The 23,555-nt window shown below is 52.8% G+C and carries 21 protein-coding genes; 1 reads left to right on the top strand and 20 read right to left on the bottom strand.

From position 1 onward, the window contains the following. Positions 1–59 precede the first annotated feature (59 nt). On the top strand, positions 60–353 hold the full coding sequence (locus KJW29_RS08410) for a DUF3817 domain-containing protein (RefSeq protein ID WP_214629419.1): 294 nt from the start codon (positions 60–62) through the stop codon (positions 351–353). 119 nt (positions 354–472) lie between these two features. Here the strand turns inward: KJW29_RS08410 and KJW29_RS08405 are convergent, their stop codons facing one another. The 20 genes from KJW29_RS08405 to KJW29_RS08310 all read right to left on the bottom strand — a co-directional run bounded on the left by KJW29_RS08405 (position 473) and on the right by KJW29_RS08310 (position 23,510). Beyond that, a complete protein-coding gene (locus tag KJW29_RS08405; RefSeq protein WP_214629418.1) occupies positions 473–1,039 on the bottom strand; it encodes an NADPH-dependent FMN reductase in 567 nt (188 codons plus the stop codon). 15 nt (positions 1,040–1,054) lie between these two features. Beyond that, positions 1,055–2,113, bottom strand: a complete 1,059-nt coding sequence (locus tag KJW29_RS08400; RefSeq protein ID WP_214629417.1) for an LLM class flavin-dependent oxidoreductase — start codon at positions 2,111–2,113, stop codon at positions 1,055–1,057. Positions 2,114–2,128: 15 nt separating this feature from the next. Then, positions 2,129–3,070 carry a ring-cleaving dioxygenase gene (locus tag KJW29_RS08395; protein ID WP_214629416.1) on the bottom strand — a complete coding sequence of 314 codons (942 nt, stop codon included), beginning with the start codon at positions 3,068–3,070 and terminating at the stop codon, positions 2,129–2,131. A 54-nt stretch (positions 3,071–3,124) separates the two neighbouring features. Then, a complete protein-coding gene (locus KJW29_RS08390; RefSeq protein WP_214629415.1) occupies positions 3,125–3,568 on the bottom strand; it encodes a MarR family winged helix-turn-helix transcriptional regulator in 444 nt (147 codons plus the stop codon). A gap of 108 nt (positions 3,569–3,676) precedes the next feature. Beyond that, complete coding sequence (locus KJW29_RS08385; RefSeq protein ID WP_214629414.1) at positions 3,677–4,990, bottom strand: hemolysin family protein; 1,314 nt, start codon at positions 4,988–4,990, stop codon at positions 3,677–3,679. A 141-nt stretch (positions 4,991–5,131) separates the two neighbouring features. Then, positions 5,132–6,274, bottom strand: a complete 1,143-nt coding sequence (locus tag KJW29_RS08380; RefSeq protein WP_246608645.1) for a DUF3900 domain-containing protein — start codon at positions 6,272–6,274, stop codon at positions 5,132–5,134. A gap of 264 nt (positions 6,275–6,538) precedes the next feature. Further along, positions 6,539–8,665 carry a HelD family protein gene (locus KJW29_RS08375; protein ID WP_214629413.1) on the bottom strand — a complete coding sequence of 709 codons (2,127 nt, stop codon included), beginning with the start codon at positions 8,663–8,665 and terminating at the stop codon, positions 6,539–6,541. Between the two features lie 63 nt (positions 8,666–8,728). Beyond that, positions 8,729–9,028: a DUF1294 domain-containing protein gene (locus KJW29_RS08370; protein ID WP_425517506.1), complete on the bottom strand. Its 300-nt coding sequence runs from the start codon at positions 9,026–9,028 to the stop codon at positions 8,729–8,731. A gap of 37 nt (positions 9,029–9,065) precedes the next feature. Continuing rightward, positions 9,066–11,555 carry an ATP-dependent helicase HrpB gene (gene hrpB, locus KJW29_RS08365; RefSeq protein WP_343222764.1) on the bottom strand — a complete coding sequence of 830 codons (2,490 nt, stop codon included), beginning with the start codon at positions 11,553–11,555 and terminating at the stop codon, positions 9,066–9,068. Between the two features lie 16 nt (positions 11,556–11,571). Beyond that, positions 11,572–12,402: a phosphodiester glycosidase family protein gene (locus KJW29_RS08360; RefSeq protein ID WP_214629412.1), complete on the bottom strand. Its 831-nt coding sequence runs from the start codon at positions 12,400–12,402 to the stop codon at positions 11,572–11,574. Positions 12,403–12,640: 238 nt separating this feature from the next. Next, complete coding sequence (locus KJW29_RS08355) at positions 12,641–14,428, bottom strand: copper amine oxidase N-terminal domain-containing protein (RefSeq protein WP_214629411.1); 1,788 nt, start codon at positions 14,426–14,428, stop codon at positions 12,641–12,643. Positions 14,429–14,616: 188 nt separating this feature from the next. After that, a complete protein-coding gene (locus KJW29_RS08350; protein ID WP_246608644.1) occupies positions 14,617–15,261 on the bottom strand; it encodes an adenosylcobinamide amidohydrolase in 645 nt (214 codons plus the stop codon). A 56-nt stretch (positions 15,262–15,317) separates the two neighbouring features. Next, complete coding sequence (gene cobD / locus KJW29_RS08345) at positions 15,318–16,433, bottom strand: threonine-phosphate decarboxylase CobD (RefSeq protein WP_214629409.1); 1,116 nt, start codon at positions 16,431–16,433, stop codon at positions 15,318–15,320. 217 nt (positions 16,434–16,650) lie between these two features. Further along, positions 16,651–17,463, bottom strand: coding sequence for an adenosylcobinamide-GDP ribazoletransferase (gene cobS / locus KJW29_RS08340; RefSeq protein ID WP_214629408.1), 813 nt, complete (start codon positions 17,461–17,463; stop codon positions 16,651–16,653). After that, positions 17,445–18,422, bottom strand: coding sequence for an adenosylcobinamide-phosphate synthase CbiB (cbiB, locus tag KJW29_RS08335; protein WP_214629407.1), 978 nt, complete (start codon positions 18,420–18,422; stop codon positions 17,445–17,447). The genes cobS and cbiB overlap by 19 nt, the downstream gene beginning before the upstream one ends. Next, positions 18,419–19,051: a bifunctional adenosylcobinamide kinase/adenosylcobinamide-phosphate guanylyltransferase gene (locus KJW29_RS08330; RefSeq protein ID WP_214629406.1), complete on the bottom strand. Its 633-nt coding sequence runs from the start codon at positions 19,049–19,051 to the stop codon at positions 18,419–18,421. Before KJW29_RS08330 ends, cbiB begins: the two co-directional genes overlap by 4 nt. 13 nt (positions 19,052–19,064) lie before the next feature. Continuing rightward, positions 19,065–20,132: a nicotinate-nucleotide--dimethylbenzimidazole phosphoribosyltransferase gene (gene cobT / locus KJW29_RS08325; protein ID WP_214629405.1), complete on the bottom strand. Its 1,068-nt coding sequence runs from the start codon at positions 20,130–20,132 to the stop codon at positions 19,065–19,067. Between the two features lie 556 nt (positions 20,133–20,688). After that, positions 20,689–21,480: an ABC transporter ATP-binding protein gene (locus tag KJW29_RS08320; RefSeq protein WP_214629404.1), complete on the bottom strand. Its 792-nt coding sequence runs from the start codon at positions 21,478–21,480 to the stop codon at positions 20,689–20,691. Position 21,481: 1 nt separating this feature from the next. Then, positions 21,482–22,519 (bottom strand): FecCD family ABC transporter permease, encoded by a 1,038-nt coding sequence (locus KJW29_RS08315; protein ID WP_214629403.1) that lies wholly within the window; start codon positions 22,517–22,519, stop codon positions 21,482–21,484. Between the two features lie 4 nt (positions 22,520–22,523). Next, the gene (locus KJW29_RS08310) at positions 22,524–23,510 is read right to left on the bottom strand and encodes an ABC transporter substrate-binding protein (RefSeq protein ID WP_246608643.1); all 987 of its coding nucleotides are present in this window, start codon (positions 23,508–23,510) and stop codon (positions 22,524–22,526) included. Positions 23,511–23,555: the final 45 nt, after the last annotated feature.

Below are 23,555 nucleotides of genomic sequence, written 5' to 3'. Positions count from 1 at the left end.
ACTTAATAGTGCGAGTTCACAACCTTTAACACTATTTCTGCATCCGGAGGTTATTTTGAATGAATAATACCGCAATCGGCCGACTTCGTTTTGTCGGATTGCTCGAGGGCACCTCGTTCCTCGTCCTGCTGCTTGTCGCCATGCCTCTCAAATACTGGGCGGATATTCCGGAGGCTGTAGCTGTGGTCGGCGCGCTGCACGGGGGCTTGTTTGTGCTCTATCTGGTCGCTGCCGTCTGGGCAGCCATCCGTTACCGCTGGACGATCCTTAAGCTCGGCGCCGCATGTATCGCGTCCGTCGTTCCATTCGGCCCGTTCATCTTCGATCGCAAGATTCTGCGCGAAGAGAAATAACGGCTAGCCTTGCCACACAGGTTTATACGCCAGAACACAAAACAATCGCGGCAGCCGGCAGTTGCACCGAGGAGCCGCGATTGTTCGCGTGGATAAGATTTTTGCGAATGAGTTGTTCGTTAAAAATCATATTCCGCATCTTTTGCTTGTCGAATCGCTGCATAAGCATCAACCAGAACTACGGTATCTTCTACGAGTCGATCCAATCGGAAAAGAATATCGTCATTTACAATTTCTTTTCTAAGGTAATCCTTATCTTCTATAAATACATAAGTCGGTACAATATGCGCCTTCATATAAGCTAAAATCGGCTTTAACTGTTGCTCGGCCATCAAATAATGTTTGGCTGTTCCTGCGGTTACAAGCATACTTACCACTTTATCCCGAAAAGCGTTAACCGGCAACAAATCGAAAATATTTTTTAAGGTGGCCGGAATAGAAGCTTGAAACGTAGGCGTGCCTATAATGATGGCATCCGCAGCCATTATTGTTTCTGTCACATATTTAGTGTCGCCCTCATATTCCCAGTAATTACGTCCATCGCTAAAGACCATTTTATATTCTGCAAGGTCAAGTAATGTTATCGTTGCATCCGGATATTTATCCCGTGCCCTCTTAAGGGTATAATCGATCGCGGTTCTTGTTTTAGATCCAACATTTGATCCTGCTATTCCTACGATATTCATGGTCTCTTCCCCTCCTTACTTTTGGGCTGTATGCTTCCTGATTGCCGGCAAGATCTCAGTTGCAATCAGCTCGATGTTTTTTGCGATTTTATCAAACGGCACGCCGCCAAAATCAATTTGGGCCATGAATCGTTGTTGACCGTAAAGCTCGTATTGATATAACATTTTTTCGATAATTTGCTGCGGACTTCCAATCATTAACGCATCCCGATAATCAATGGCTTGTGCGAACTGTTGCTTTGGATAACCGCCGCCGCGTAATGCCTGCATGCCTGAATTAATAAATGGATAATATTCACGTAGTGCATCCTGAGAATTTTCTGCTGCATAAAATAAGCTGGTTGTCGCAATTGGCAGTGTCGATGGATCAAACCCGCTACGCTCTGCGGTCTCACGATACGCATCCACAGAGGCTTTAAAACTAATAGCGGGGCCGCCTAATGTCGTCAACATCATAGGTACGCCAGAATAGCCGGCTTTAATGGCGCTTGCCGGAGGGCCGCCTACAGCTCGCCAAATCGGCATATGACCGTTTCGAGGTTGTGGAAGAATCGTCGCATTTTCCAGCGGTGCACGGAATTCTCCCTTCCAGGTCACCTTTTCTTCGGCATTTAATTGGATTAGAAGATCCATCTTTTCTTCAAATAATTCTTCATAATCGCGTACATCATAGCCAAGCAAGCTATATGCCCCGACGCGTGAGCCACGGCCAGCAACAATTTCGGCTCTGCCTTTTGAGATTAAATCGAGCGTTGCGAAATCTTCATATACACGTACGGGATCAGACGTACTCAGCACTGTTGCAGAACTCGCAATTTTAATATTTTTTGTCGCTTGAGCTATAGCTCCCAAAATGACTGTATGCGCCTGGGTAGTAAAATGCAATTGATGACTTTCGCCAACGGCAAATACATCTAAACCCGCTTCATCGGCTAGCTTGCTTGCCTCAATTAATTCATGGATTCGTTGTTCGGCGCTAATCTGGCTCCCTGTTACGGGATTTAGTACATGATCGCCAATCGAATATAAACCAAATTCCAAACCTTTTTTTGTATCAATGCGATATTGTTCCATGATCGTCCTCTCCTTTTAATCAATTGGCTTTAAATTGGCTTCGATTTCTTGACGTCTCGCTTCTAGAAATGGCGGTAAATCCAATTCTTTTCCTAACGCTTCAACAGGAGAATCTATCGTAAACCCAGGTCCGTCTGTTGCGATTTCAAATAAAATGCCATTCGAATCACGGAAATATAAGCTTTGGAAGTAAAAACGATCGACGATACCTGACGAATGAAAGCCGCGTTCTTTTACCGCTTTGTCCCAATAACTGAGCTCTACCTCGTTTTTCACCCGAATCGCCAAATGATGAATACTTCCTCGACCAGGCTTTTCACTCGGCCCATCTTCTTGCTTTACAACAATTTCACCAAATGCTTGTCCTGCAACAGACTGATATATGGTTTCACGATCCGAGTGCGACACTTCTATATATCCAAACATATCCCTTAAAGTTCTCGCCGTTTTTTCCAAAGAACGCACTGTCAATTCCACTGTACCCATTCCTAAAATGCGATGGTCTTGCTCAACGGCAGAATCTTCCCAAGGCGACCAGAAATCGGGTATCTCTTCGCCATTATTGTTTAGTAAAATAAGCCGCAGCCCTTCTGAGTCCTCAAACGGAAGTGCCGCTCGACCTGCATACATGGTCACTTCTCCATGCTTGACACTAAAATGATCAAAACGATTTTTCCAATATGCCAGACTTTCTATGGACGGTACCAATAAACCGATTTGAGTAATTGCGTTTGTCCCGCGAACGGTTCTTCCAACCATAGGCATTTCGAAAAAGGATAACTCCGTGCCTGCGCTTCCCGTTAAATCTCCGTAAAACAAATGATACATGGATGGATCATCTTGATTGACCGTCTTTTTAACTCTTCGTAAACCCAACACATGTTGATAAAAACGATTATTAGTCTGAGCATTTTTTGTGATCATCGAGATATGATGATGTCCGGGGATTTTATACATAATAATTCCTCCTCCATTTTTTCGCTTGATTAATCAAGTGACACTTTAAAAAAACTACTCGGGCGGTATTTTTTTAATTAGGCTATGTTTATGCACGCGTGTAATCAGTGAATATAATGTTTTCATTTCCTCCTCATTTAATACATCCTCAAAAAAGGAAGATTGCAGCGCAAGCTGAGCTGGCATTGCTTTTTCCACAATCGCTTCACCCTTCTCGGTTAAACGAATCGTTTTCGTTTTCCAATCTTGCTTGCGAACAATATATTTTTCTTTCTCAAGACGTGCAAGCATGCGGGAAATACCACCTTGTGTGACGGTTACTTTTTCTGCTAACTCCATTTGCGTAAGCGGCTGATATACTTTAATTTGTATAAGTACATCAAACTGCGCTGTTGTTAGATCAAATCTTTTTAAAAATTCGTTAGAAAACTGGTTACTGTGGTTCGAAAAACGCAATAATCGCAACCAGATTAATGAACCTCTTGTATTATTGCGCATTTCGATTCCTCCCCTTCGGTAACCTTGTTATCACTTTACCACTCAAATGAATAAAATGCAAGCTAAGAATCTTTAATTTGAGATTATTAATTTTTAGTTGTTTTTTAGCTATGCATGTCCATACTCGCTCATTTCACTTTCCGCATCGTCGGCGAAAATTTCGATTTTGCGAATGCGGTGTTCGTCCCGCTCCCGAATAATGAATCGCGTCGAGTGATAACGCCATACCTCGCCCTCGGACAACGCCGGCTGCTGCCGATAGATCCAACCGCCAATCGTATCCGCTTCATCGACAGGCAACCCAATGCCAACTGCATCATTAACCTCATTAATTAACGCTTTGCCATCAACCAGATAATGACGACTCTCCAGCCTTTCAATCTCAACGGTCTCGTCCTCGTCGAATTCGTCCCGAATTTCTCCAACGATTTCTTCGACGATATCCTCCATCGTAAGCAATCCGGAAGTGCCGCCGTATTCGTCCAGAAGAATAGCCATATGTACCCGATTCATCTGCATCAGCCCCATCAGCTTGCTGACAGGCATAACATCGGGCACGGACATCGTTGGCTGCAGCAGCTCACGGAGGCTGGGCTTTACCTCCCCGTAATCGTGGATAAACAGATGTTTTGTATTTAGGATACCGATAATCGTATCTTTATCTCCGTCCGCCACCGGATATCGGGTATATTGTTCTCGCCGAATGATGGCAGCATGCTCTTCGCGATCCTGACCGACGAACAAACATACCATATCCGTTCTAGGTACCATGATTTCGCGGGCAAGCCTTTCGTCGAAGTCGAAGATTCGGTTTACATAACCAAATTCGTTGCTATTGATTTTGCCGCTTTCGAAGCTCTCGGATAAAATATGGCGAATCTCCTCCTCGGAGTGCGCCTCATGCTCGCTGGCTGGACGTAAGCCAAGCAGTCGGACCAATCCATTAGCAGAGCCGTTAAGCAGCCAGATGAAGGGATACGCTACGCGGTGGAATCCGATCAGAACAGGCGCCGTCCATGAGCTGATCCGCTCAGGCTGGATGATGGCGACGGTCTTGGGAGCAAGCTCGCCCAGGACGACATGCAGATAAGTGACAAGTAGAAACGAGATCAGAAAGGAAAGTACCGCAAGCCCCTTGCCTTCAATTCCAAGCGTATGGAAAAGAGGATGCAGAAGCTTCTCCACTGTAGGTTCGCCAAGCCAGCCTAATCCAAGGGCCGTGACCGTAATGCCGAGCTGGCATGCGGACAGATAGCCGTCGAGATGCGACGTCACATGGTGAACGGACTTGGCGTTTTTGACGCCTTCATCCACCATCTGCGCAACCCGGCTGGGGCGCATCCGTACGATTGCGAATTCCGCCGCGACGAAAAAAGCCGTACATATAAGCAACAAGGCGAATGCGGCAAGATTAATAATCATGAAAGGACTCCCTTCAAAAGGTTAGTTGGAACAAGCAAACCCTGGTAAGACGGTCAAGGACCGTCTCCCCAGGGTTTGATCGTCTACCTATCATCCTTGCCCGCAAAACGGGTCGGCATACCTAGCCAATCCCTTAACTCTTTACCAGGGAACGTCGTCTTCGCTGCCAGCCGCTGCTTCTGATTCGTTATAGCGGCCGGTTGCGTCCTCCTGCTGTTCCACCTTCGTGCCGATGAGGGGGATGACGTCGACAAGCTCCATCGGCTGCAACAGCTCGACGGGCGACATTCCCTTCTCGAATTGGAAAAAGTCTCCTTCGATGACCGCAATGTATCGGCCGTTATGTTTGGCGAAGCGAAGCGAATTTCCGAAGTCGGACAACAATCCTTTTACCGTTACGCCGCCCAGCTTGAAGCTAAACGGAAGATCCGGCTTCTGCTCCACCAGCGCGGCGGCTGCCGTCTCGACCTGCTCTTGCGACCACCATTCTTGCAGCTCCCGCTTCTCGCTTGCCGCCCACACTTCAACCGCATTTTCTTCCTCGCTGCGTTCGGAGCTTGTCTCCTCCTGCCATTTGTCCGCAATATATTGATGGACCATCTCTACCACCTGATCGCCTATGACTTCAGGCAGCGGTTTCTCGTAAGATACATATTTCAAGAAATCCTCGAAATAACGCGCATGCGAGGCTTGATGAATTTTAAGCTCCCACTGATCGAGCGAACCCTCCTCCGGCATATGAGGATATTGGATCGACTTGATGCTCCTGGCGCTGATCGCCATCTCCACATGGGAAATCAAACTGCGTTCGTCGGAGATCCGGGCGATCTTGGGCTCGAAATCGCATTTCAACAAAAACAAAAACGGCTCGTCGAAATAGGTATTCAGCTTGGCGCGGGCGATGACGAAGGCGCCGCCGCGCACCGCGCTCGTATCCATATAGATGCGCACGAGCTCGTCGGCAATGCCAATGAACCTTTCTCGCGTATCGGCGTCGCGGAGCCGCTGGAACAGATTGTAGTTCTGATTGCTTCCAAGCTCGTATCCCGGTTCCACCATAAATCGTCCGATCTTCGTCGGCGCTCCGGCGCTGTTCGGGTTGCGTTCCACCTTGCGTTTCACGATTCGTTTGAATTCCTCATCCAAAAAATTTTTGATCTCGCTTTGCTCGTAATCGACGCCATCCAGCGTCTGATAATGTTTGAACCGTCTGCCGGACGAATCATCTCCGTCCCCGTCGGTCAGGATGACAAAAAACGATAGATACTCCATACGAAAATCCACGCCAGCTTTTCCCCCCGATAAAATTGTGTCGTTATTATAGAATATCATATGGAACGCGGAGGAGACATAACGTATTTAGTCGTTACCCTAGGGCGTGTCTGAATACTCCGAGGGGAGCAGATTTTGCCGAATTTTCGTTCCATGCAAGGAACTTTTGTGAAGGCGTACCGGGGGTACGTCAAGCAAAAGTGACGAAGCAGGGGGCGGAAAGGCGGTGAAAGATGCCCCTGAGCGGGTTTTCAGACACGACCTAGTCAATGTTGATTAATCGGCAGGATGCCAGCCTTCCAATAGCGATGTTCTAGTGTCGCGATAAAGCAACGTAAGCTTGTGCAGCGCGCGGGTACAGCCTACGTATAGGAGTTTAGCGTCCATGGGACCATAAGCGTCTGCTCCTGCATCCGCAATCAGCACGGCGTCGAACTCCAAACCCTTGGACAAGTAGACGGGAACGATGGTAAGTCCTCCGTCATAAGCAGGCTGCTTGCTGAGGACAAGCGATGCCGTCATTCCATCTCGCATAAAATAGCTGTAAATGTCCTCGCATTCTCTGGCCGTTCGGCCTACAATCGCGATCGTATCGTATTCGCCAGCCTCCTGCCACTGCCTAACCGTGTCCGCAATACGACGCAGCCAATCCCCATTCGTCGCCCCGACATGTTCTACTGTGACGGGATCTCCGCTGCGGAAAACAGGGACGGCCGGTTTGACGCTGCCAGTCATGCCTCCCAGGATAACGTTCGCAAACTCAATGATCTCCATCGTCGATCGATAGCTCCGGTTCAGCTCGAAGAAGTCCGCCTGATCGTCCGGGAATAATTGTTTAAGCTCGTCCCAATCCCGAATCCCCGTATAGCCATGTATGCCTTGCTGCAGGTCGCCGAGCACGGTCATGGACACGGTCCGTTGGCATAGCTTCAACGTCTCGAGCTGGAACGGCGAGTAATCCTGCGCTTCGTCGATGACGACATGATCGAACGGCGCATTTTGCAATCCGTATAATCGAAGCTGGATATAAGCAAGCGCCGCCAAGTCCTCGGCCGCCGCCTCGCCTCGGGCCAGCCGCTCCGACGTCGTTTTGGCGATCGGCTTCGGTACGGTAGTCAGTGCCTGTTTTCCTTTGAACAGCGAGGCATACAGCTTAACAGCCGTATAAGATGGCATACGTTTTACGAAGGCGTTAAGCTTCGATAACGCCGTAGATCGCAGTTTCTTGTCGGCGATTCCTTTTGTCTTAAGTTCCGACTCCAACCAGCGGCGAATCCGGCTGGCAAGACGATCCCGCTTCTCCATGAGCGATTGCTCGCCATAATCGGTATCGTGCCACTCCTGCATTTGCTCCGGTTTAAGCTCCATCCGCGGCAACGGCATAAACGATACATCCGGAACGATGTTGTCCGCAAGCTCCTTCAACCGCTCGTCGATGGCCTCCTTGAAGTCAAGGCTCCCCTTATATAATCCGGAGGCTTGCTCAAGCTCCGCGTGCGTCCGGGGCTGCTCGAACCAATAAGCCATTGTCTCCGAAGGATCGGATAACGCCACTTCATGCTGGAGCAGTCCGATCGCCCAATCGGAATAGGTCGTCTGGCTAATGTCGCCAACGCCGAGTTCGGGCAATACGCCTGAGATATAATCCAGGAACATGCGGTTGGGCGCAAAAATAATCATTCGTTCTGCTTTGATCCGGCCTTCGTACTGATAAAGCAGAAAAGCTAATCGATGGAGCGCCACTGTCGTTTTGCCGCTTCCCGCGACGCCCTGAATAAATAGCGCCTTATTCCGCTCCGCACGGATAATGCGGTCCTGCTCCTCCTGAATCGTCGAGACGATATCCCTCAGCTTGTTGTCTTTGTTCTCGCCCAGGCGATAAAGCAGGAATTCATCGGACACGGCGCCTTCCTCCTGGCCTCGGACATAACTGTCGACGACACGGATCAGCTCGCCGCTGCGTACCATCAAATTTCGTTTAAGGTGAACGTAACCGGAGACCTCCCCGTCGGGAGAGTCATAGACCGCCGGCGCGTCACCGCCCGTAAACGAATAGAACAAGCTGGCGGCGGGCGCCCGCCAATCGATGACGAGCAGCTCGTTGCTGCCGCCCTTGGCGACTCCTGCCTTGCCGATATAAAGAGCTTTCTCTTTGCCCGCTTCCGCTTCTATCGAAGTCTTTGCGGACTCCGGCAACTCCTGAAAGTCAATTCGTCCGAAATAAGGCTCTTTCCTCGCAATTTCCAGCCGGCGCTTCCGTTCCTCGCGCTGCAAATCGAGCATTTGCTCGGTGAAATCGTTGCCCGTATAGCGCGGTCCGATCTCTCCAAGTTGCGCTTCGATATCCCGGAGCGACTCTGCCAATCTGCGTTGTTCCTCCGTATAGATGTCTTGCTCTTCCATCTCTCTTCCTCCCAACCGTAAAGAGCCGAGTCCGTTCAGACTCAGCTGCTTTGTCATTTACTGTTATTCCATTGCCCGCATGGCGCTAAACCCGATCAACGTCAAATAAACCAGGATATTCACGGCGACCAGATAAGGTATGCCTACCGTAAATGTTCGGTGCTGCGTCTTGTGACGCCACGTCTTCATGCCCGCCCAAATGCCAATCGCTCCTCCGATGGCGGCAAGCAAAAACAACTGTTTCTCCGGCACGCGCCGTCTCCCGCGCTGCTTGGCCCTTCGTTTGTCCCAGCCCATCAAGAGGAACGCCCACCCGCTTAATCCGATCCATAACAAGATCCATACATAGATGATCGTCATCATGCCGTTCCTCCCTTAATCAAGATTCCTTTTCCCTCGTTCAAGACTTTGGCCGCGGCTTCGTTCTGTTTGTCGCCACGGCCTCGTATGGATTATCCGGCCATACATGCTTCGGATAGCGCCCCTTTAAGTCTTTCTTTACTTCAAAATAAGCAGTTTCCCAAAAACTTGCGAGATCCCGTGTAACCTGAACGGGCCTTTGCGAGGGCGACAGCAGATGAAGCGTAAGCGGCAGCGTGCCCCTCGCTATGCGAGGTGTCTCTTTTTGCCCGAACATCTCTTGCAGGCGGACAGCCAGTACAGGCATCTCGGGATTGCTATAATCGATAGGGATACGCGAGCCGCTCGGCACCACATAATGAGTGGGTACCTCCTCATCGAGCTCCTGACGCTGCTTCCATGTCAGCATGTCCTCCACGATAGACTGCATATTTAGTTTCTGCAGCTCGGCTTCCCTGCGTATGCCGTACACATGAGGCTTCAACCACTCGTCAAGCGTGGACAGCAGCCCCTCTTCGCTTGCATCGGGCCAGTCCGCGGCTCCGCTTCCATTGATCAGCCGTATGCGCCCCAGCAAGGCGAGCGCCTGTTTGCTGAACGGGAGCATAGTCAACCCTCGTTGCCTAATGGCTTCGAGCAGCGCATCGGCAACCCGATCCGGATCGGCGTCAGCCATTGGCTTCTCCTGCAGCACGATAGCTCCCAATCTTAACCGTTCAAGCGCCCTTACGGCTTTCGCTCCGCTATCCCATTCCACAACCTTGTCGAGTCGCAGGAAGTCCGCAAGACCGGATTCCATCTCTGCGCTGGTGATCCCTTCCGCCAATCGGATGCTGGCCTCCTGCCCCGCATCGTCAAGCTCGCTTACAACCAGATACGGGAGCTGCGCCAGCGGGCCATCTGCTTTCATCACGGCGCCACGGCCGTTCGCCAGCAAATAACGGCCATCGCTTCTGCGCTTGGCCACCCGGTCCGGGAAGGCATACGCCAGCATCCGGCCGATAGATAAACGATCTGCCCCATTTCTAACCGTCGAGTCTTCCCGATCAAGCATTCTGTTCCACTGCTCCGCCAGCTGTCTTATCCGCTGGATGGCAGGATCATAGCCGTTGCCCCGGCGAAGCTCTGCCAGGCGAAGGCTAATATCCGGACTGCGCTCCGACGGCAGCAGGTCCCGTTCGCTGATGAGAGCGGCAAGCTCGCATGCCTCCCGGGCGCTGCCCTCCCTGGCGGAACGAAGCAGCATGGAACCGAGCCTGGGATGCAAACCCAGCTTGCAGATCCGCTTGCCTTCCGCTGTCGGCAAGCCGGATGCGTCCAGCACATCAAGCTCCTGGAGCAGCGTAACGGCTTGTCCGTAGGCGGACTCCGGAGGAGGCGTCATCCAATCCAGCTCTCCGGGATCTCTAATGCCCCACACGGACAGCTCCAGCGCCAGAGGCGCAAGATCCGTCTCCGCTATCTCCGGCTTGCCTTGCTCCGGGAGATAACGGTGCTCTTCCTCGGACCAAATGCGATAGCAGACGCCTGGCGCCAGCCTGCCCGCGCGTCCCCGTCGTTGATCCGCGGAAGCCTTGGACACGGGTACCGTTTCCAGGCGGCTCATCCCGGTCCGTGACGAGAAACGCGAGACGCGCATGAGCCCGCTGTCGACGACGATTTTCACGCCCGCTACAGTCAAGCTGGACTCTGCGATGGACGTCGCGAGCACGATCTTGCGTCTGCCGGCCGAACAAGGCGCGACAGCTTCCGTTTGCTCCTCGAGCCGCATGCCGCCATGCAGCTCGCGGATATCCACGACGGAAGACAGGTTAAGCGACTGCAGCGCTCTTGCCGTTCGACGAATTTCCCCGATTCCCGGGAGAAAGGCCAGCACGTCTCCGTCATGCATGCGCAGAGCATTGGCAATCGTCGCCGCCATAGAACGGTCAATCGATACGCGGTCCCGCTTCATGGGGGCATACACAGTCTCAACCGGATAACTTCTCCCCTTGCTTGTAATGATGTCCGCACCGCCTAGCAGCTCCGCAACAGGAGCGGAGTCCAGCGTCGCGGACATCACGAGGAGGCGCAGGTCGTTGCGAAGCAATGTCTGCGTCTGAAGACTCAGCGCAAGACCAAGATCCCCATGCAGATGCCGCTCATGGAATTCGTCGAACAGAATGGCTCCGACCTCCTCGATCGCCTGATCGTCCTGGAGCATTCTTGTCAAAATGCCTTCCGTCACTACCTCGATGACGGTACGCGGACCGATCTTCGAATCCAGCCGAACGCGGTAACCGACCCTGTCGCCGACCTGCTCGCCAAGCTCGCGAGCCATATAGATGGCGGCGGAACGGGCGGCAAGCCGTCTTGGCTCCAGCATAACGATGCGCTTGCCGGCCAGCCACTTCTGCTGCAGCAGCGCCAGCGGCACACGTGTCGTCTTGCCTGCTCCAGGCTCTGCGACCAGCACGGCATTGCGTCCGCGCGCAAGCGAGTCCAGCAGCTCCGGCAGCACTTCGTCGATCGGCAACGGCCCCATCTCCATCCAACCCTTCCAAGCTTTATTTCATAATGCGAATCATCTGAACGACAGGCCGATTGTCCCCCGGCAGCGCCGCTTCTTTGCTGAGCAGCTGCGAGGATCCGTCTCCATCCAGAAAAATGCCGTCGACTAGTCCCTGATCGTCCAGCAGTTCCTTAATCCCGTCCCGGAACGACTCTAATGTGCCAGGCGTTTCGCTCACGATTAAATACAGGAAACCTTTATCGTCATATACGGCGCCGGATCGCAGCCTTAGATCATCCGGAAATGGCGCTGCCTCTGCAAGGATTTGCGCTTGCCAGCCCGCATCATCGCCAAGCGACATGCTGATTCCGCCTTGCGCCCAGAAGCGCTCGACATCCTTTACCTTCAGCTCCGTAGATTGCCTCACGACCTGAACGCTTAGTGAATCCGACTTACCGTCCCAGACGAGGGTGCCTCGCGCATATTTCATATTTTCCCAGCCGCTGCCGTAATCACTTTTGGCACCGTTTACCGGATGGCCCCCTACCACGGCTAGACTCATCAGATCCGTCCCGTAGAAGAACCCCCCATTAACGCCCGCTTTGCCGGACAACGTCACATTATTTGAGATAACCTCCAGTGTCACGTTAGCAGGTTTCGTCTTGAGGATATGCAGCTTCAAACCATTCGTCGCTTCGGCCGCCTGGTAGGTGTAGCCCGCAACGGAATCCAGCACATTGTTTTTTTGTTCCGACTTCTGATTAAGCGATTGGACGAGCAACATAAAAATGACCGTCGCGACTGCAATGACAGCTATGAACACCGATACGACAATGATGACCTGCTTTCTTCTACTGCCGGGAGGCGTCCCTGCTTCGTGATTCATCAACTTCCTCCTTACATCGCTCCTCCATGCCGGGGTTTGCGTGCCGCAAGCGTTAGAGCGCTTTCTAAATTCCGACTGTTCAAAAATCGACGACCCGAATAAACCCGAACTAATATTTTAATATGAAGCGCACAAGATGTCCAGATGAAGATTAGCGCGGAACAGGCATCGCAGCCTTCGAAGGAAGGAAGCGATGCCTGTTCATTGGTGCGGCATATGGCCTTGCCATTACTCGCGCTTATAACGCGCGATCGTCGAGCGGATAGAAGATCAGGTTAATCGGGAATGCCGATCCGGCCGGCGGGCTGAATTCAATATCGAGCGAATCTTCCTTGCCGGTTGTTTTGTGCAGCATAATCATGCCGTCGAAAGCCGTCAATACGCCGGAAGCCGGCACCTTTACAAGCTCTCCGTTAATTTTGAACGGACCTTTGAAGGGACCGCCCTTGGCCAGTATCATGATGGCCATCTTCTGCGGCTTGTCGGAATGGATGCGGTACACCGTCCCATAGTTGCCCCAAAGCGTAGCTTCTTCGCCGCGCTGCGGATCGTAGCCCATTTGGAACGGATCGATCTTGCCGTCGCCGATGACAAGTTTAGTCGGTTTCTTCAGGCCGTTCGCGGATAGGTCCACTTTCCAATCAAAACCCGCAATCTGGAATGTCCCGCGAATATGGCCGGTGAAAGGAAGCTTGGTCATATCCAGCATGTTCTTCGACACGGTATCGGCTGTCGCGAATGTAAATTGAACCTCGCCGTCCGTCTCGACATCGTACATCAAATTAACGCCTTGACCGGGATAGAAATCCGGGAACTGCTTGTAGACGAAAGTCTCGCCCGGCGGAATCGTCATCGTCTCGGTTTTGGCGTCGTACGCAAGAAAGTCTACCATGGCTTCGCTTCCGATGAGATGCGCGTAGATGGACGGGAACACCTCGCCTTTGTTCGTCGTCAGGATTTTGACGGGTTTATCCGTCTTGTTTGTTGCCATAATGGCGAAACCGACCTTGCTGCCTGTACCATTGAGATGATCTGCGTACAAACGGCCTTTGCCATTCATGACATCCTGATACAGAATGCCGGTTTCCGTAAACGTCTCCGGACTATCGCTGAGCAGCAAGGTCCGCGATTTGTCTTCGGTCACGGTCTTTGCCAAATCCGGCAGGTTGAAATAATGCGCGTACAACGTCTTCCAATCCGTCGCAATGTAACCGCCGATCGGCTTGGTATAGATCGGATATTCGACCTCGTTCATGTAGATTTCGTCTTCAATGACAAGGTGACGGGTGTACGACTTGCTTTTGTTGCCTTTCTGATCCGTAACCGTCAATGTAACGGGATAAGTTCCTGCCTTAAAGAAAACTTCTTCATTGCCTTCCCACTCCATGCGAACGCCTTCCGCATCGGGGTCGTAGCTCAGATTGATGTATTTGACGGGTTCACCGATCCGGTAGGTTGGTTTGCCGAAGGCGAACTTTGCAACCGGCTTCGAATTGTTCTGGTCCGGGTCATAATTGCCCTCCGGCTTGTTGACGTACAGAACATCGACGCGCCGAAGCTCATGGTTGTACGTGTAGGTGGCGCCCATGTAATCCGACAACCACGTCAATTTAATAAGCAGCCTGCCGTTCTTGAGCATCGCAACATCATCGAATGGAAACTGGATGCCATTGACCCATGCAAACTTGTTCACCGTGTCCAACAAAATTTCGTGAGACGGCGTCTCCATGACGATCGTCCGTGTAGACTCCTGCCATTCCACCTTCATGCCGAAGGCATCCCCGAGGAATTTGACAGGTACGTATGTACGTCCATTTTTGACGGTCGCGGGCGAATCCAGCGTAACCTGCTCCCCGTTCAGGAAAGCCTCCTGGTTATTCAAATACAAAATGACGTAGCTGGTGCCCGATGTAATAGGCGCGTCCAGCGCCGACACCTGTCCGACTGGCGAAGCAATTAGTGCAGCGGCTATCGTCAGTGCAGCGGCTTTTCGTTTCCAGGTTTGTCTGCGTTGTCCTTGCAGCATCTCCACAACTCCTCTATCTATTCCTGCGCAATGCCATGTATGGTCCCGCCAGAAGCGTATGCCGCCCTCTTAAGCCGTCCCTGCGCGCTATCGTATAGACGTTCAGATAATGGAAAAGTTGCAGGGTCATTACAAAAAAAGATCGATTTGTTCAGCATTCCCCTGTCGAATCCGGCTCAAACCTCCCGCTAGGCTTCGCTTTGCGTAGCAACCGCTTCCCATACGGCTTGGAAGACGGCTTCGCCAATCGCGCAGCCGATCGTCGTCGCGACGCCTGCATAAGCATGCGTCGCGCTTCCTCGCTGACTGACACAGACGGCTATGGCGTCGGTCGTGGTGCCGGTTGCCAGACGCTCCGTCCCCCACTCCTTGATACCCAGCTCTTGCAGCACGGCGCTCTTCGCTTCCGTTGCCGTGATGATAGCTCCTGCCATCGCCGATTCTGTCATGCGTCCGTCGATAAAGATCGCAATATTAATCGTCCCCGGATCATAGGCCGAATAAGTCTCGCGACCATAGCCGGCACGCGCGGCGTTGCGCGTGCCGGCGGTCGTGCAGCATACAAGTTTGCACTGATCTCCGTCACGCTCCTGGATGGAGGCATGGGTCAGCTTTGCCGCCGTCATAAATCCAATCGTTCGTGCAGGGTCCTCCCCCGCCAGCTGACATCGCGACCTGAGCTGGGACAATGGATCGCCGCCGCCGTAATCGAGCGGTACCTTCCAGTTTAGCAGCGCATCGGCCATCGAGAAGCCGCCGGGCAGTATGGCGCTGCTCAGTACATGCAGCCCGACAGGAAACGTGACGCGAAGCAAATCTTCTTCCAGCTCCAAACTCAGCTCTGGCCATATTACAGGCGAGTATCGGGCCATTGTTCGGAAGGGCTGGGTCAAGCGGGATCACCGCTTCCGTCTTCTGCGGCGCCCAGGCATTCCGATAAAGCGCGCAGGAGCCGCTCATTCTGCTCCCGAAGCTTAATCGCTACACGAATGTAGCGATGATCCAGACCCTGAAAGCGGGAAGCATCGCGAATGAGGACGCCGCGCCGTCCCATCTCCAATTGCAGCTGACTTGCGCTAAGCCGAAGCCGGGAGCTTTCCGGCAAGCGGAGCAGCAAATAGTTCGCTTCGCTTGGAGTGACTTGCATGTCCATGCGTCTAAGCTCATCGGTTAACCACTTTCGTTCGGTCACCAGCCATTGCCTGCTTCTCGCCTCAAATTCCGCGTCCATCAATGCTGCTTCCCCGATCTGCTGCGCCAGCGAATTGACGCTCCACGGCACTTGGAGCTTGCGCAGCCGAGAGATTGTCGAAGGTTTTCCGACGGCATACCCTAACCGTATGCCCGGAACCGAATAGAACTTCGTCATGGAGCGAATGACGATAAAACGTTCATGCTGCGCAGCTGCCTGCACAAGCGTGACCTTTCCTTCGTCCGGGACGAAGTCAAGGAAGGCTTCATCCAGTACGACATACGCGCCGCTGTCCAGCAGCCTGTAAATCAGGCCGGAATCTACCAGCCTCCCCGTCGGATTATTTGGCGATCCCAACATATATAAGTCGGCGCCGGATCGCTCTAATGCCGCATCGATCTCCGCTTCGCCCAATTCGAATTCTTTCTCCGCATCCAACGGAATGGGATAGATCTCTCCGCCCAACTTGCGAACGGCATCCACGTATTCGTCGAAGCAAGGCATCGCAAGCGCGGTTATTCCCGGCCTAATCGCTCTTACGGCAAGATCAATAATCTCTGCCGCTCCATTGCCGACAAGAATCGCGTTCTCCGGTATGCCGTGTCTGTCTGCAAGCGTCTGCTTTAATGCCCGTGAAGCCGGGTCCGGATAAGCATGAATATGTTCCAGGTATCCTGCAAGTACATTCCTTATCGACGGCGGCGGTCCCAGCGGATTCATATTCGAGCTGAAGTCGTCGAAGGATTCCGCGCTTCTGCCGAACACTTCCGAGGCCGTCCTCAGATCGCCTCCGTGTCCATACCTCTCTAACATGCCAGCACCTCCCGAATGCCAATAATCGTTTGCTTATAGTGCGTGTTCAAAAAGTTCGGTTTTCAGCACCGAGAAGATGGAATGAAAGTAGAAACTGAGGAGCGGAGCGTAGTGGAAGCTACGTGAGCACCGGAAGTTTCGCTTGCATTCAATATTCGATGTCGAATACGCTTCTCGGAATACTTCGTGATCAAAAGCGGACTTTTTGAACAACCTCTTATAGCCAAAGTCGTACACCGACGACAGCCAGGATCAGCATCGCCGCTTCGACCACCTCGTTTATCGCTCCATATGTATCACCGGTCAAACCTCCTAGCTTGCGGGCCAACCAGCCGCCAAATCCCCAGACAATTAACGACATAAACAATGATGCGACGAGCGAACTCGACAATGAAATTATTTCATTAACCCCATTAACATTTAATATAATGTAACAAAATGCGACAGATAAAGCATAACTAACGGACGCTCGTCGTTTATTAACCTCATTAAATAACGAACCCAAACCTTCCGTTTTACGTGCTGGCGGCCAGCCGACAATCGCCAAAGCCATCGCGGTTCTGCCAAAACAGGAAGCAACAATCAGTGAGGGCAACAATGCGGTGATCCCATAACCCATCAGTTCAACAAGCAGCGATGCTTTGAGCATGAGAAGCAGAATGGCCGCCGCCGCTCCCATCGCGCCAACCCGACTGTCCTTCATAATATCCAGCATTCGCTCGCGGGAACGATGGCTCAGTACGCCGTCTGCCGTATCCATCCAGCCATCGAGATGAAGTCCCCCGCTTAGTCCGAGCCAAACGGCTAATGTAAGAATCGATGCTGGCCAGAGCGGCAAGACAAATGACAGCAACCATGTCGATCCAGCAGTCAAAACGCCAATAGCCAGACCAGCCAATGGAAAGTAAGCCACGCTCCTTGCCAATACACGCGGCTCGAAAGGCACGACAACGGGTATAGGCAATCTGGTGAGAAATTGGATGGCCGCAATGGCCGCGAACCATTCTTCCTTCAACGAACGACGAACCATGTCAGCACCACTCCTATTCCAACCATACAACTAACCGCATATAACAACCTGATGACGGAGCGGGTATCTTCAATTGAAATCGGCCGCAACGGATACCCCATTCTCGCCCGTTCGCTGACCGTGCCAAAGTATACATTGCGTCCCCCAAGCTCGATTCCGAGCGCGCCGGCAGTTGCCGATTCCGGAATGCCGCTGTTCGGGCTCGGATGACGGCGGGCGAAAACCCATATGCTTGTCAATGCTCTCCATGGATTCATTCCCGGCAGAATAGCTGCCGCGATAACCATGCAGAGGCCGGTTACTCTGGCCGGTATAAGATTGAGAAGATCATCCATTCGGGCGGAGCACCATCCGTAATAACGATAACGGTCATTGCGGTAACCAACCATAGAGTCGAGCGTGTTAACGCCACGATACAACATGGCCAATGGCGCGCCTCCCAATAGCGCGAACAAAATGGGCGAAACGAACGCATCAACGGTATTCTCCGAAACGGTCTCGACGGTCGCCCGCGTCACTTCCCGTTCATCGAGACTGGAAGTATCCCTGCCGACGATGTAGCCGACATAACGGCGAGCCTCCGGCAGATCGCCATTGGCAAGCGGTGTATAGACAAGCATTGCCGCATCTTTCAGCCCTTTGACCGCAATCGTCGTCGAGATCAGCCAAGCCGAAACCGCATAACCAAGCCAAAGATGAATGAAGTCGGCGATTGCGACTATTCCCCATACCGTCCCCATGCAGAGCAGCATAGTAGAAACTGTAAGCAGACAACCTAATGATCGCCCCGCGAAGGCATGTCTCCGATGCCGATCCGTCAATAGCCGCTTCTCGATCCAGCGTATCCATCGCCCTATCCAGATAACGGGATGAGTCGCCCAACGGGGATCGCCGATGATCCAGTCAATAACGATGGCCGCAGCCGATAACAGCAGGAGCTCCTGAAAGCTGTAGATCATATGTCCTCTTCGAAGCGGAACGCGATGGAACGAAGATCAACCGGGATGCCGGACGTCACGAGAAAAACGCGTTCGGACACGGCTGCTGCGCGTTGATTTAATCGACCTGCTTCGTCGCGGAATCGACGCCCGAGCGGATAGCTGGGTACGATTCCGTCGCCGACCTCGTTGGTGACTAGGAGCAGGGGCAAGGGGAACGCGGAGATGGCGGCGATCAGCTTGTCGATTTCCACGGATAGCTGTACAGACGGGTCCTCCTCTTCCCTCAGGAGATGATTGGTCAGCCATAATGTCAAACAATCTACAAGAACAACGGGACCACGCAAATTGCCGCTTATCGCATTCGGACGGGAATGATGGGGCTCTGATTGGAGGCTACTATTAGAATGGCTATTGTCCGTGTAAGCTTGCAGCCATTCCGCTAGCTTGAAAGGTTCTTCGACTGTTGTCCACGTTATCCCGGCCTGTTTCTCGCGATCAAGGCGATGCTGCCGGATTCGATCCGCCATTTCGTCGTCAAACGCTTGTCCTGTCGCCACGTAGATGCCTTCCTTGCCGATGGAGCGGGCGTAACGCTCCGCGAACGCGCTTTTGCCGCTGCGCGCTCCTCCCGTTATAAGAACGGCCATACTTCGTTTCCTCCTATCCTTTCGAGACGCCCGCGCTGTCGAACGTCGCCATCTCCGTCATTAATTGAAGAGCTGCGTCGATCAAGTGGAAGCTAAGCACAGCTCCCGTTCCTTCACCCAAACGCATCTCAAGATGAATGATCGGAGACAGACCGATTACCTCCAGCAAAGCGCCATGCGCGTGTTCATGCGACAAATGGGACGCCAACATATAAGGCAACGCTCCTGGCGCCAACCGCGCAGCTGCCAATGCCGCGGCAGACGAAATGTACCCGTCGATCACGACGGGACAACGGTTCGCCGCGGCCCCTATCATAACGCCCGCCAGTCCTGCGATCTCCGAGCCGCCCACTTTGGCCAAAACATCGACGGGGTCGCCCGGATTTGGCTCATTTACCGCGATGGCCTTGCGTACGACTTCGATCTTGCGCATCAGAGCTTCATCTCCGATACCCGTCCCTCTGCCGACGGCCAGCTCCGCAGACAAACCGCCCAACACGGATGCGATTGCCGCGCTTGCAGTCGTGTTGCCGATTCCCATCTCTCCGGTAGCGAACAGGGCGATGCCTTGCTTTGCCTTCTCTTCGGCGATATGAATGCCTGCCACAATGGCCTGAAGTGTCTGATCTCGGCTCATTGCCGCGCCTTTCGCCATATTGGCGGTTCCATAAACAACTTTACGCGAAATCAAATCCGGATGAGACAGCTCTGCCGCTACCCCCATATCTACGCAGACCACCTCCGCGCCGGCCTGGCGGGCTAAAACGTTCACTGCCGCGCCTCCGTGCAGGAAGTTCATGACCATCTGCGGAGTTACGGCGGATGGAAACGCACTGACCCCTTCCTCGCAAACGCCATGATCGCCGGCCATCACGATAACCGCTCGCCGCGACAGATCCGGCCACAGCTTGCCGCTTATGCCAGCCAGCCTTGCCGCCATTTCCTCCAGCTTGCCCAAGCTGCCGGGAGGCTTCGTCAATTGATCCGAATGTCGCCGTGCCCGTTCTGCGGCATCCGTGTCATATGCAGGAATAGACATGATGACGTCCTTCAACTTCTGCTCCAATTCCTCGATTGCCATTATGATACTTCCTCCTTGATATCGGCTAAAGCCGTCTTACATTCATATCCAGTCACACTCTTAACAATAGGTAAATGATTGGTTTCGAAATTTGTTTACATAATTATAGTTATGTTAGCAACATGCAAAAGGAAATGAGGGCTCTTATTTTGATGGTTTGGCGTGATATTAAAATCTAACGGAACCCTGCGACTTTATTTGTGAGAAGCGTTGTATAAAGTAAACCTAAAACAAGCCGACTGCTCAGGCGCCCGATTCCACTTTGAAAGGAACGGTAGAATCGGGAAAGGTGATCGGGGGAGCAAAATTCTAACGGTCAAATCAGCGCCTTAGAGACTTTTTTCGAGGAGTTCATATTTGTAACGGACAAACGAGACGCGTAGAAGGCCAAAAGTGGAGAAACATCATCGATTTGACGCTCTAAGAGTCACTGATGTCCGTTACATGATTAGATTTGTCGATTTCGTGCGCTAAGTGTCGCTGATGTCCTTAAAATAGAGCTCCTTCCATAAAAATGGAAGCGTTGCGGGTCAAGCACAGCAACAGGATGAATCCATTACCCGCGCTCCGCCACGCCAGGAGCGAGCATAACCTGAGGAACGTCCAGGTCGGGATGACGAATAATCGTCGCTCGCGTCTCATACATCGTCTCGATGAGATCAGGCTGCAAAACGGCATCCGGCACGCCTCTCGCCAGCACTTTGCCTTCATGCAAAGCAATAAGCTCGTCCGCATACATCGCCGCCAAATTCAGATCATGCAAAACGGCGATAACGAGCAGCCCTTCGCTCTTTTGCCAGGCCCGCACATTGTCCAGCAATTGGAGCTGATACCCGATATCGAGGTACGTCGTAGGTTCGTCGAGCAGCAAAATCCGAGGCTGCTGCACCATCAGCTTGGCAAGCGCAACGCGCTGACGTTCGCCTCCGCTTAACTGATGCAAGCGCCGATGCTGCAGCCCAGTCAACCCCATCGACTCCAACGCTTCATTAATTAACGGCTCCGGATCGGCAGACTCGCCTCCAAGCCAGCTCTGGTATGGAAAACGGCCCATCCGCACAATCTCTTTTACGGTAAAACCAACCGGCGCCAAGCCGCCTTGCTGCAGAACCGCAACGTCACGAGCAAGTTCCTTGCGCGGGATAGCGCTAATGTCGCGTCCGTCCAAACGAGCTTCGCCCTGCTCAGGCTTCTCGATCCCGGACAGCAGCTTGAGCAGCGTCGACTTGCCAACGCCGTTAGGCCCAATAATGCCGTAGAATCGCCCCGGTTTAAAGCTCTCGTCTATGTTTTGCAAGATTCGTTTGCCTGGCACGGAATAGGAGATGTTACTCAGCGAAAGCTCCATCCTACTCCTCTCCTTTCTGATCCTTCATCCGGCGATGCAGCAAGTAAGCAAAAAAGGGCGCGCCGACCAGCGCCGTAACGACTCCGAGCGGCAGTTCCTTTGGACTAAGCGCCGTCCTGGCCAGCGTATCCGCCCACAGTAGAAAAATACCGCCGGCAATCGCCGACAAAGGAGTGATGTACCGATAATCCGGTCCGACGATTAGCCGGATCATATGCGGCACAACGAGACCTACAAAGCCGATTACGCCGGAGACGGACACCGCGGCTGCCGTTAGCAGCGTGGATGCGATCAACACAATCAACTTGGTTCGTTCGACCCTTACGCCAAGATGGGCGGCCTGCCTTTCTCCGAGTACGAATAAATTCATCGTGCCGCTGTATGCGATCAATATGACCAGCCCGATCAATAGAAACGGAAGCAGCATCGTCACATGCTCCCATCCTCGCATCGCGAGCGAGCCCATGATCCAGAACAGGATTTGATTGACGACGCCCTCCGACATCGACACCATCAGCGAAACGAAAGCGCCAAGGAAAGATTGTAGAATGACTCCGGACAAAATAAGCGTCTGGATCTGCATCACGCCATTGGAACGAGATAAGGCGATTACGCCCAGCAGGGTCACAATTCCCGTCAGGAAAGCGACAATCGGAATCGTCCAGACGCCAATGGCAAGCTGGAAGCCGAATAAAATCAAGAAAGCCGCGCCAACCGAGCTCCCCGAAGCAACGCCAAGCGTGTACGGATCTGCAAGCGGGTTGCGAAGCACGCCTTGAAAGCCAGTGCCCGCAAGCGCAAGACAAGCGCCGACTAGTACGGCCAGCAGCACGCGCGAAAGTCTGACCTGCATGACGATCGCCACTTCGCCGCGGGACCAAATCGTATCCGCGTCCGGCATCCAGGGCAGCTGATGGAGCAGTATGCCCCATACGTCCGCGAAAGACAGCCCAGCGGAGCCCATAGACAAACTGGCAGTGATAGAAACAGCAAGAAGGAGCATAGCTGCTCCTCCATAACCGATTAATGTTCTGTTCATGTGCTTATTTTATAAGCTCGGGATGAATAGCCTTGGCCAGCTCCAGCAAGGAGTCGGCCAGGCGCGGACCCACGCGTACGAGGGGATCGTTCGCGACGGCGATGATGGCATCGTTTTTCACGGCGTCAAGCTCAGACCAGCCTGGGCGCGCCACGATATCCGCTTCAGTCGGGCTTCCTTCTCCGTATTCAGGATAGATAATAATTTGAGGATTCTGCGTAATGACTTCCTCGACGTTCACCTCGAACCACCCTGGCTGCGAAGCAGCGACGTTTGTGCCGCCGGCCAGCGTAATCATAGCGTCCAGAAACTCGCCTGAGCCGACCGTCCAGCCAGGGCTAATCTCCAGGTAAACCTTTTTCTTTTCGGCATCCTTCACCGCGTTCGTCACTTGCGCAAGCGTTGAGCGCATTTTATCGGCCGCTTCCGCAGCGGCAGTATTCATATTCATTATTTTACCAAGATCCTCGAGTTTGGCAACGACTTCTTCGTAAGACTTCGGATCCGTTACGTATACGGGAATATCCAGTTCGCGGAGCTTCGTAATGGCATCGCCGTTCATAGAAGCAGCCAGGACGAGATCCGGATTCAGCGCGGCAACGGCTTCGATATTCGTGATATAATCGCCGACCTGCGGCAATCCCTTCACTTCCTCCGGATAATTGCTGTTGCTGTCGACGCCAACGACCTTTTCGCCGCCGCCGATGGCAAAGATGGATTCTGTCTCGCTAGGGGCGATCGATATTACAGCAGTCGGCGCTTTGTCAAATACAAGCTCCATCCCGGTAACGTCGACCATCGTCAGCGGATAAACCGTCTCTTCGGCTGTCGCTTCCGTCTCTTGCGGTTGTGTCGAAGCCGTTGGCGACGGCTCGGCCGATGCGCCTCCCGTCGATTTGTCATTGTTGCCCGAGCATGCCGCAAGCGTCAGCATAAGGACGATCATCAGCAAGCTAAGCCAGGATTGCGCGCTCCATACTTTTTGTTTCAAGGTTGGTTCCCCACTCTCTCTTCATCTTAGACCCGTTTCACAGTT

The sequence above is a fragment of the Paenibacillus agaridevorans genome, from assembly GCF_018604145.1.
GTDB lineage: Bacteria > Bacillota > Bacilli > Paenibacillales > Paenibacillaceae > Pristimantibacillus > Pristimantibacillus agaridevorans.
Note: the sequence above shows the minus strand (reverse complement) of the source record. Positions and strands in the feature narration are given on the sequence as shown.